At 70.5% G+C, this 11,620-nt stretch carries 4 protein-coding genes; 2 read left to right on the top strand and 2 right to left on the bottom strand.

The window, feature by feature from the left end; all coding sequences use genetic code 11:
• Positions 1 to 8,817, top strand: an 8,817-nt coding sequence (locus ON19_RS04375; protein ID WP_043687203.1) for a non-ribosomal peptide synthetase, incomplete at its 5' end; no start/stop codon positions are given.
• 237 nt (positions 8,818 to 9,054) lie between these two features.
• Complete coding sequence (locus ON19_RS04380) at positions 9,055 to 10,044, top strand: alpha/beta hydrolase (RefSeq protein ID WP_051168523.1); 990 nt, start codon at positions 9,055 to 9,057, stop codon at positions 10,042 to 10,044.
• 117 nt (positions 10,045 to 10,161) lie between these two features.
• Here ON19_RS04380 and ON19_RS04385 read toward each other — a convergent pair whose 3' ends face one another.
• Complete coding sequence (locus ON19_RS04385) at positions 10,162 to 11,187, bottom strand: SDR family oxidoreductase (protein ID WP_043687206.1); 1,026 nt, start codon at positions 11,185 to 11,187, stop codon at positions 10,162 to 10,164.
• Positions 11,188 to 11,235: 48 nt separating this feature from the next.
• A partial coding sequence (locus ON19_RS04390) for an enoyl-CoA hydratase-related protein (RefSeq protein WP_043687208.1) occupies positions 11,236 to 11,620 on the bottom strand: 385 nt, incomplete at its 5' end.

Here is an 11,620-nt window from a genome sequence, read left to right on the forward strand (position 1 = left end):
TTGGATGCTTTGCCGTTGAACGTGAACGGCAAACTCGATCGCAAGGCGTTGCCGGAGCCGGAGTTCGAGGTTCAGGCGTTTCGTGCGCCGTCGACCCCGATCGAGGAGATCGTGGCGTCGGTGTATGCCGAGGTGCTCGGTGTGGAGCGTGTCGGTGCGGATGATGATTTCTTCGCCCTCGGTGGTAATTCGTTGTTGGCGACGCAGGTCGCGGCGCGTATCGGCGCGGCGTTGGAGGCGCGTGTTCCGGTGCGTGTGCTGTTCGAAGCCTCCACCGTCGCCGGACTGGCGATCAAGGTCGAACACGGCACCGGCGCGCGCAAACGCATCCCGCTGGTCGCGGGACCGCGGCCCGACCACCTGCCGCTGTCGTTCGCGCAGCAGCGCATGTGGTTCCTCAACCAGTTCGACACCTCGGCCTCGGTCTACAACATCCCGGCCGCCATCCGCCTGTCCGGCGACCTGGACGTCACCGCGCTTGGCCTTGCGGTCGCCGATATCGTCGCGCGCCACGAGATCCTGCGCACCGTCTACCCGCAGACGCCGGACGGCCCGGTACAGCGGGTTCTTGCGCCGCACGAGGTGCCGGTGGATCTGGCTCCCGCGCAGATCGGGGACGAGCATGTCGCCGGTGAGATACAGCGCATCGTCGCGACGGGCTTCGACGTCACCGCCGAGGTGCCGTTGCGCACCAAGCTCTTCCAGCTCGCTGGGTCGGAGTACGTACTGGTTTTCGTCGCGCACCACATCAGCGCGGACGGCTGGTCGATGGGCCCGCTGACCCGCGACGTGATGTCGGCCTACGTGGCGCGTGGCGGCGGCCGCGAGCCGTCCTGGGCGCCGCTGCCCATCCAGTACGCCGACTACGCGCTGTGGCAACGCGACGTGCTCGGCGCCGACGACGATCCCGAGTCGCTCGCGGGAGCGCAACTGGCCTACTGGACAGTCGAACTCGCCGACCTGCCCGACGAGCTGAACCTGCCCGCCGACCGGCCGCGCCCGGCCGCTCAGTCCTTCGCGGGCGGCAAGACCGATTTCGTCGTCGACGCCGACGTGCACGCCGCACTGGCCGGGCTCGCGCGGCAGCACAACGCCACGCTGTTCATGGTGGTGCACACCGCGTTCGCGGTCTTCCTGTCGCGCTTGTCCGGCACCGACGACATCGCGATCGGCACGCCCGTCGCGGGGCGCGGCGAAGCCGAACTCGACGACCTGATCGGCATGTTCGTCAACACGCTCGTGCTACGCACCCGGGTCGCGCCCGGTCTCGCATTCACCGAACTGCTCGCCGCCAATCGGGAAACCGATCTACGCGCCTTCGCCAACGCCGACATCCCGTTCGAGCGGCTGGTCGAGGCGCTCGACCCGGAGCGCTCGGCGGGCCGCCACCCGCTGTTCCAGGTGGCGCTGTCGTTCGAGAACCTCACCGCTACCAGCTTCGAACTGCCCGGCCTGAGCTTCACCGCGCTGGACCCGGCCGCCGACACCGCGAAATTCGATCTGCTGCTGACCGTGCGCGAGCAGCGCACCGAGTCCGGCGCCGAGGCCGGTCTCGCCGCCGAATTCACCTACGCCCGCGATCTGTTCGATGAGCAGACAATCATCGAGTTCGGCCGCCGGTTCCGCCGCATCCTCGCCGCCGTCGCCCGGTACCCCGCCACCGCCGTCGGTGATCTGGCGATCCTGGACGACTCCGAGCGCGCCGACCTGATCGCCCGTACCGGCGCACCCGCCGTGCCGCCGAGCACGCTGCCGGAGCTGATGGCCGCCGCCGTCGCGGCGAACCCCGCCGGAATCGCCGTGGTCGCCGACGATCGCACCTTCAGCTACGCCGAACTCGACGCGGCCTCCGCGCAATTGGCGCGCGCGCTGATCGACCACGGCGCGGCACCGGATGTGCTGGTCGCCATCGCCGTCCGTCGTTCGGTGGAATCGGTGCTGGCGCTGTGGGCGGTGGCCAAGACCGGGGCGGCGTTCGTCCCGATCGACCCGACCTACCCGGCCGAGCGCATCGCGCACATGGTCGCGGATTCCGGTGTGACGCTCGGCGTGACGCTCACCGCCGAGCTGGACAACCTGCCCGCCCTCGCCGGTGGCGCATGGATGGTCCTGGACGATCGCGACTTCACCGTCGACGTCGCCGTGCGCTCGGACCAGCCGTTGCGGCCCGACGAACTGCGCGCGGCGCCGCGCCCGGACAACGCCGCGTACGTGATCTACACCTCCGGCTCCACCGGTCTGCCCAAGGGCGTCGTGGTCACCCACGCCGGCCTGGCCAACTTCAGCGCGGAGCAGGTGGAGCGCTACCGGCTCGACCGGTCGACGCGCGCCTTGGCGTTCGCGTCGCCGTCGTTCGACGCGTCGATGCTGGAAATGCTGCTCGCGCTCGGCGCGGCGGGCGGTCTCGTGCTGGCGCCACCGCTGACCTTCGGTGGCGAGGAACTGGCCGAACTGATTCGCGCCGAGGGCATCACGCACGCCTTCCTCACGCCGTCGGTGCTCGCCTCGCTCGACCCGGACGCGCTGGCGGGGATGCGGACCATCGTGGCGGGCGGTGAAGCGGTGCCCGCCGATCTGGCGGCCAAGTGGACGGACGTGCCGGAGCGCGACTTCCACAACGGTTACGGGCCGACCGAGACCACCATCATGACCAACATCAGCGATCCGCTGCGGCCCGGCGAACCGATCACGATCGGCGGCCCGATCCGCGGCATGCGATCGCTGGTGCTCGACAGCAGGCTGCACCCGGTGCCCGAAGGCGTCACGGGCGAACTGTATCTGGGCGGTATCCAGCTCGCGCGCGGCTACCACGCCCGCCCCGGGCTCACCGCGGCGCGATTCGTCGCCGACCCCTACGGTGCGCCCGGCGAGCGCCTCTACCGCACCGGTGACCTGGTGCGCTGGCGCAGGGCCGAGGCCGCGCCGGTCGTGGAATACATGGGCCGCAACGACTTCCAGGTGAAGGTACGCGGCTTCCGCATCGAGCTCGGCGAGATCGACGCCGCGCTCGCGGCCCAGCCCGAAGTCGACTTCGCCGTCACCCTCGGCCGGGAAACCGGTTCCGGCGCGACCATCTTGGTCTCCTACGTGCTGCCGGCCAGGGACGCCACGGCGGATCCGGCCGTGCTGACCGAGCGGATCGGGCGCACGCTGCCGGAGTACATGGTTCCGGCGGCGATCGTGGTGCTCGACGCCATCCCGCTGACCCCCGTGGGCAAGCTGGATCGCAAGGCGCTGCCGGAGCCCGCCGTGGACACCCGCGCCTACCGTGCGCCGCGCACCCCGGCCGAACTCGTGATCGCCGAGGTGATCGGTGAGGTGCTCGGCGTGGACCGAGTCGGCCTGGACGACGACTTCTTCGCCCTCGGCGGCGACAGCATCGTGTCCATCCAGGTGGTCTCCCGCTCACGCGCCCGCGGGGTGACCTTCGCGCCGCGTGATGTCTTCGAATGCCGGACTGTCGCCGCCCTGGCCCGCGCCGCCGCGATGGAGGGCGGCCACGGTGACGAGGCGGGCGAACTGCCGCTCACGCCGGACGCGGCGCGGATGCTGGAGGAGGGCGTCGAGGTGCGGGCCATCGCCCTCGACGTCCCGGAGACCTGTTCGGTCGAGACGGTGCGCGGCGCCGTGTCCGCCGTGCTCGACCAGCACCCGATGCTGTGGGTACGGGTGCGTTACGACGACAGCGGTGCGCCCGTGCTGCGCATCCCGGCCGCCGACGAGCGCACGGGCGAGGCGTTCCGCAGGCTGGACGCCCAGCGTGGCGAGACCTCGCTGCCCATCGACGACGTGGTGCAGGCGGCCGCGGCCGCGCTCGACCCCGAACAGGGGCGCAACATCTACTTCGTGCTCACCGGCGGTCCCGAGGGCCGCTCCACGCTCATCATCGTGGCCAGCAGCCTCGTGGTCGACGACATCTCCTGGCGGACCATCGCCGACCAGCTCACCGCGCGCTGGAACCGGGCACGCCACGCCGCGCCCGCGGCCGCGGAATCCGGCCTCGGCATGCTCATCCGGGCGCTGGCGGCCAAGGCCTACGAGCCGGCCACCGTAGCCGAGATGGACTGGTGGCGACGGACACTCGGCACCCTCCCGGAGGGCGCCGGAGCCGACGGCCGCGATCTGCGCGCACGCAGCCGGGTCTCGCTCACGATCACGGCGGAGGGCGCGGCGGCCGTTGCCGCCGCCGCGGAGGCCTACCACGCCGGAGTGGACGACATCGTGCTCACCGCGCTGGCGCTGGCCCTGCACACCTCCGCGGGCGAGACCGTCACGCGCGCCATCGGTTCGGTCGTGCGGCTGCCCGCCGACCCGCGCGCGGTCATCCACGCCGACGCGGAGAGCATGGTGGGCGGCTTCGTCACCGAATACCCGCTTCCGCTGCGCCTGACCAGGATCGACATCGAAGACGCCCTGATCGGCGGTCCCGCGGCGGGCGCCGCCATCGCGCAGATCAAGGAGCTGCGGCGGTCGGTGCCCTCACGCGGTGTCGGTTACGGCCTGCTGCGCCACCTCAATGCCGAGACCGCCGCCGAACTGCGCGGCCTCGGCCGCGGCCGGTTCGCGCTGCGCTACCGGGATCTGCGCCCGGCGCGGGTGCACACCGACATCCCGTCCGACGACCTGCTGCTCGTGCTGACCGTCGACGCCACCGACGACGGCCTGCTGGCCCGCTTCGACTTCGCCGCCGCCGCGTTCCGTGGCGAGGACGCGAAAACGTTCGCCGAGCACTGGATTCGCGCGCTCGGCGGCCTGGCCGAGCACGGGTTGCGTCCCGACGCGGGCGGTTTCACGCCGTCGGACTTCCCGTTGGTGCGGCTCAAGCAGCCCGATATCGACCGCTTCACCCGCGCCTACCCGGACCTGACCGACGCCTGGCCGCTCACCCCGCTGCAATCGGGCATGCTGTTCCACGCCCTGCTCGCCGAGAACTCGGTGGACGTCTACACCACCCAGTTCGTGCTGGATCTCGGGGGCGCGGTGGACGCGCGCCGGATGCATGCCGCCGCACAGGCGGTGCTGGACCGGCACGACAATCTGCGCGTCGCCTTCGCCGACGACAGTGAGGGCAATCCTGTGCAGATCGTGCAGGATTCGCTGGAAGTGCCGTGGCGGCTGATCGATCTGAGTCAGCTGGAACCGGCCGCCGCGGCGGCCGAGCTGGAGCGGCTCGCGGCGGCCGAGCTCGCCGACCACTTCGACATGCGGACCCCGCCACTGCTGCGGTTCGCGCTGATCCGCTCCACCGCCGCCCGCTACCACCTGCTGGTGACCAGCCACCACATCCTCCTCGACGGCTGGTCCATGCCGCTGTTGATGAAGGACTTGCTCACGCTGTACGCGCTCGGCGGCAACTCCCGGCACCTGCCCACGGTGCGGTCCTATCGCGACTACCTGGCCTGGCTGGTCGCGCAGGACGCGGAGGCGGCCCGTGCCGCGTGGCGCGCCGCGCTGGCCGGTGTCACCGAACCGACGCCGCTCGCGCCGGTCGATCCCGGCCGCGAGATCTCCGCGGGCGTCGGCGAGGTCGGGTTCGAGCTGTCCCAGGCCGACACCACCGCGCTCACCCGGCTCGCGTCGGGTCTCGGCGTCACGGTGAACACTGTGGTGCAGGCGGCCTGGGGACTGCTGATCGGTCGCACCGTCGACCGCGACGACGTGGTCTTCGGCGCCACCGTGTCCGGACGGCCGCCCCAGCTGGACGGCGTCGAGGCGATGGTCGGGCTGTTCCTCAACGCGATCCCGGTGCGGGTGCGGCTGGAGGCGACCCGCACGCTCGGCGGGTTGCTGCGCCAGTTGCAGGCCGAGCAGGCCGCGCTGCTGGATCACCACTACCTGGGGTTGAGCGACATCCAGGAAGCCGTCGGCGTGGAAGGGTTGTTCGACTCGCTGGTCGTGTTCGAGTCGTTCCCGGTGGACCGGGAGGGGTTGGACCAGGCCAGCGCCATCGACGGGATGAACGTCACCGGCGTCGGCGCGGTCAGCGGCACCCACTATCCGTTCACGGTGATGGTGGTGCTGGACAGCCAGTTGCGCGTCTCGGTGAAGTACCTGCGCGATCTGACCGGTGAACCGGCGGCGCAAGCGCTCGCGCGCCGGCTCGCGGCGCTGATCGGACGCTTCGTAACGACCCCGCAGGCGCGCGTCGGCGAGATCGATGTGCTGCTCGACGACGAGCGCGCCGAGCTGGCCGCACGCAACGCCACCGATGCGCCCGGACTGCTGGACGGCGCGACGCTGCTGTCGCTGTTCGACGCGCAGGTGGCGCGCACGCCGGACGCGCCGGCGGTGCGCTTCGCCGACACCACCCTCAGCTACGCCGAACTGGATTCGCGCGTACGCTCCCTGGCCGTCGAGCTGATGCGCTGGGGCGTGGGCCCGGAAACACTGGTCGCCGTGGCCATGCGACGCGGGATCGATCTGGTCGTGGCGATCTACGCGGTATTGCGGGCCGGCGGCGGCTATGTCCCGATCGATCCGGATCACCCGGTCGAGCGCAGCGAGTACGTTCTCGGCAGCGCGGCCCCGATCTGCGTCCTGACCACCACCGCGGACGCGTTCGACACCGCGACCGGTGTCCCGGTGATCGCGGTGGACACGCTGTATCTGCCGCCGTACGAGGGAGCGTGGCCGCAGCACGTCCACCCGGACACCGTCGCCTACGTCATCTACACCTCGGGCTCTACCGGTCGCCCCAAGGGCGTGATGATCACGCACCGGCAGATGGTCAACCAGTTTCGCTGGGCGCAGTCGGCCTATCCGCACGGCGGCGACGACGTGGTGCTGCACAAGACGCCGATCACCTTCGACATCTCCACCTGGGAGCTGTTCTGGCCGTTGCAGACCGGAGCATCGATCGTGGTCGCCGCGCCCGACGGCCATCGCGATCCGGCCTACCTGGCCCGGACCATCGTCGAGAACGCGGTCACCACGGTGCATTTCGTGCCGTCGATGCTGGATGCGTTCCTGGACCCCGTCGCCACCCCGGCCACGAGCTACCCGTCGTTGCGGCGGGTGTTCGCCGCGGGCGAGGCGTTGTCGGGGGAGACCGCGGTGACCTTCGCCGCCACCGCACCCGGCGCCGCGCTGGTCAACTGGTACGGGCCCGCCGAGGCCACCGTGGTCACCGACCACCCGGTGCGCGATACGGCCGCGGCGGCGATTCCGATCGGTGTTCCGGTGGCCAACACCCGCGTGCACGTGCTCGACCGGCAGTTGCAGCCGGTGCCGCCGGGTGCGGCGGGCGAGTTGTACGTCGCGGGTGTGCAATTGGCGCGCGGCTATCTCGGGGCCCCGGCCCTCACCGCCGAGCGTTTCGTCGCCCATGCGGGCGGCACCCGGCTCTATCGCACCGGTGACATCGTGCGCTGGCGTGACGGAGCGCTGGAATACCTGGGCCGCGGTGATTTCCAGGTCAAGCTGCGTGGCCAGCGCGTCGAACTGGGGGAGATCGAGACCGTGCTGACCGGTCACCCTCAGGTGCGGCATGCCGCGGTCGCGCTGGTGCGCGGCGCAGGCGGGGACCGGCTGGCCGCGTATGTGGTCGCCGTGCCGGGGGAGGCCATCGATGAGGCCGCGCTGTTGCTGCACGCCCGTGCCGCGCTGCCGTCCTACATGGTGCCCTCGGCGGTGGTCGTGCTCGCCGAACTGCCGCTGAACGCCAGCGGCAAACTCGACCGCAAGGCGCTGCCCGCGCCGCGGATGGCGGCCCGCCCGTACCGCGCGCCGGGCACGCCGCTGGAGCGGACCGTGCTCGAGGTGTTCGACGAGGTGCTCGAGTCCGGCGACGTCCGGCGGATCGGCATGGACGACGACTTCTTCGACCTGGGAGGCAACTCGCTGGTCGCCACGCGCGCGGTCAGCAGGCTGCGTACGCTCACCGGCGCCGAGGTGCGGGTGCAGTGGTTCTTCACCGATTCCACCCCGGCGGCGCTGGCCGCCCGGATCCTCGCCGCGCTGGCCGAGAACCACGACTACGACCAGGACTCGAACGCGGCGCTCGGTGTGCTGCTGCCGATCCGGACCATGGTGCCGCACGACACGGCCGCCGCCCAGCCGCTGTTCTGCCTGCATCCGATGTACGGATTGTCCTGGTGCTACGCCGGTCTCGCGCGCTACGTGCCCGCGAGCACGCCGATCTTCGGCCTGCAATCGCCCGCGTTGACCGAAGAGGGCTACCTGCCGGGGTCGTTGACCGAGATGGCGCGCCGCTACGTGGCCGAGATCCGCGCGGTGCAGCCGCACGGCCCCTATCGGCTGCTCGGCTGGTCGCTCGGCGGTGTGCTGGCGCACGCGGTGGCGACCGAGTTGCAGGCGGCGGGGGAGGACATCGGGCTGCTGACCATGCTCGACAGTCATCCGGACATCGACGTCACGGACTTCCGGGCGGCGATCCGCGAGGCGCTGGCCGAACTCGGCATCGGCGCGGACGCCCAGCTGCCCGGCGACGGCGACATCCACGACCTGAGCGAGGACGCGCTGGCCGCGCTGCACGCCACCATCCCGCCCGACATGGCGGTGCTCACCCCCGACCGGGTGCGCCGGATCTACCGCAGCGCGGTGCGCTCGGCCGAGCTGATCGCCGAGCACCGGCCGAAGGTCTACCGCGGCCGTCTGGACTACTTCAGCGCGGCCGGTCACGACACCGCGGCGGACGGCTGGCAACCCTACGTGGACGGCCGGGTCGACGATCATCCCGTCGGCGTCCCGCACGATCAGATGACCTCCCCGGAAGCGCTGGCGCAGATCGGCCCACGCCTGACCGAACTGCTGGATCCCCCGGGGTGGGAAACGACACGGAACATGGGGCGGTCATGATCGCATCGACACCGTTCCGGCATGATGGGGCAACGGTGCGGTAACGAAGTCCCCTTTTGTGACGACTACATAGGCCGTATGGTCGGGCGGGATGTCCTGGCATCCACCCGGCGCGTGGGGTATGCAGAGCGAATCTCGAGACGAAGCGAAGGTGCGAAATTGATACGTCGACAGACCCGGCGCGGTGGCCTGCGGGCCGCGGCCGCGATCGCGGCAACCGCAGTGCTCGCGGGCATGATGACCGGTCTCGGCGCGTCCAGCGCGACAGCTGACCCGATCATCGATTCCAAGAGCCTGCTGGCAGACCCGGTCGCCCCGGACGGTTCGCGTATCACCAAAGCCGAGTACAAGGACGCGCGCAGCATCCGCCTGTACGTGTACTCGGCGGCGATGGACGAGAAGGTCATCATCGACGTCCAGCGCCCGGCCGACGCCTCCGTTCCGCGCCCGACGCTGTACCTGCTCAACGGCGCGGGCGGCGGCGAGGACGAAGCCTCGTGGCAGGCGAAGACCGATGCGCTGCAGTTCTTGTCGGACAAGAACGTCAACGTGATCCAGCCGATCGGCGGCAAGTGGAGCTACTACACCGACTGGATCAAGGACGACCCGGTACTCGGCCGCAACAAGTGGAAGACCTTCTTCACCGAGGAGTTGCCCCCGCTGATCGACGGCGCGCTGGGCACCAACGGCGTGAACGCCATCGCGGGCCTGTCCACCTCGGGCACCACGGTGCTGGCGCTGCCGATCTCCAAGCCCGGCCTGTACAAGGCCGCCGCGGCCTACAGCGGCTGCGCGCAGACCAGTGACCCGGTCGGCGCCGAGTTCGTCAAGCTGACCGTCGAGACCTGGGGCGGTGGCAACACCGAGAACATGTGGGGTCCGGAAGGGTCGCCGGAGTGGGTGGCCAACGACCCGTACGTGAACGCCGAGGGGCTGCGCGGTCTGGACCTGTACATCTCCACCGGCAACGGCCTGCCCGGTCAGTACGACACGCTGAACGGCCAGTACGCCCTTCCCGGCGCATACGGCCTGGCCAACCAGATCATCATCGGCGGTGTGATCGAAGCGGGCACCAACTACTGCACGAACAACCTGAAGAACAAGCTGGAACAGCTGGGCATCCCGGCCACCTACAACTTCCGCAACACGGGCACCCACTCCTGGGGCTACTGGCGCGACGAGTTCCAGCTGTCGTGGCCGGTGCTCGCGAGGGGTCTCGGCCTCTGATCGCCGCCGAGCTGCCGAACGAAGCCGGAACGTCCGGCTGAACTCCACCGACCGCCTGGTTGCCGCGAGCGACCAGGCGGTCGGTCTTTGCGGGCAGGGTGGGAACCGCGGCGCCGATCAGACCCAGTTCTCGATCCAGTACTTCCAGATCCGCGGCGCGTAGGCGTCCAACGGCGGAACCTTGATGTCGGTGCCCGCCAGCGCCGCGCTGGTGTGCCTGCAATCGAACCAGCAGGCGAATTCGCTGTGCTCCAGGACATCCAGCGGCACGCCGACCCGGGGCAGCAGCCAATTGGCGCCGGGGACGCGCAGCATCATGTCCAGGGTGCGCTTCGGCATGATCTCCACCAGGTGCGGCGCGCCCGCCTCGTCGGCGAACAGGTTCAGCGCGTCGACCGCGCTCTGCCTGCGCGGATCCACCAGGTGATAGGTGGTCTTGTCGGAGCCGGGGCGGTGGGCGATGTGGTCGAGGGCGCGAGCGACGAAATCGACCGGGACCATGTTGGTCTCGCCCAGCTTGGGGACCAGCACCGGCAGCAGCCTCGGCAGCTGCGCGCCCATGCGCAGCAGACGGAAGAAGTAGTACGGACCGTCGATCCGATCGATCTCGCCGGTCCTGGAATGCCCGATCACGATCGAGGGCCGGTAGATCCGCCAGCGCAACGAAGACTCCCGCACGATCCGTTCGGCTTCGAATTTGGCCCTTTGCAGTGGAGTGGCCAGTGTCTGGCCGTGATCGAACATCTCCTCGGTGAACAGGCCCTCGGTGGACCCGGCCACCTCCACGGTCGAGACATGGTGCAGCTGATCGACGCCCAGCTCCTCGGCGACGTCGACCAGGTGCCTGGTCCCGCCGCCGCGCTCGGTCAGGTCGTAGCCCGTGGCCAGGTGGAAGACGTGCTGGATCGCGCCGCGATGCTGGGCCAGCCAGGTCGGGTCTATGCCCAGCCCCGGGGCGCCGAGATCGCCGCGAACCGGACGGACGCGGTCGCCGCCCGCCCATTCCTGCGCACAGCAGGCGAACCGGTCGGCCGAGGCGTCACCCGCCCGTACCAGTACATGGATGTCACCCTCGCGTTTCAGGAGCTCAGGGATGAGGAATCGACCGATGAACCCAGTTGCCCCGGTAACCAGGTAAGTCATAGCCGATGAACATAGTCGCCTGCCGGTCGGCCTGTTCCGGCGGGCTGATCAGTCGGCGAAGACCGGCTTGCGCTTGGTGAGCATCGCGGTGGCGCCCTCGACGAAATCGGGGGAGCGCAACAGCTCGGTCTGGCCTGCTTTCTCTGCGGCCAGGGCCGCGTCGAGGGAGACCAGCGTGGCCTGGTTCAGCGCCTGCTTGGTGAGCTCCAGCGCGCGGCGCGGCCCGGTGGCGATCTTCGTGACCCCGGCCTCCACCGCGGCGTCGAGTTCGTCATCGGGCACGACCGCGGTGAACAGGCCGGCGGCCGCGGCTTCGCGTGCGGGCAGCCGCTCGCCCAGCAGCGCCATCCGCGCCGCCAGCGGGCGGCCCGCCGCCGCGGCGACCAGCGCGGCCGCACCGCCGTCGGGCATCAGCCCGATGTTGATGAAGGCC

It is taken from the genome of Nocardia abscessus NBRC 100374 (assembly GCF_000308455.1).
Classification (GTDB): Bacteria; Actinomycetota; Actinomycetes; order Mycobacteriales; family Mycobacteriaceae; genus Nocardia; species Nocardia abscessus.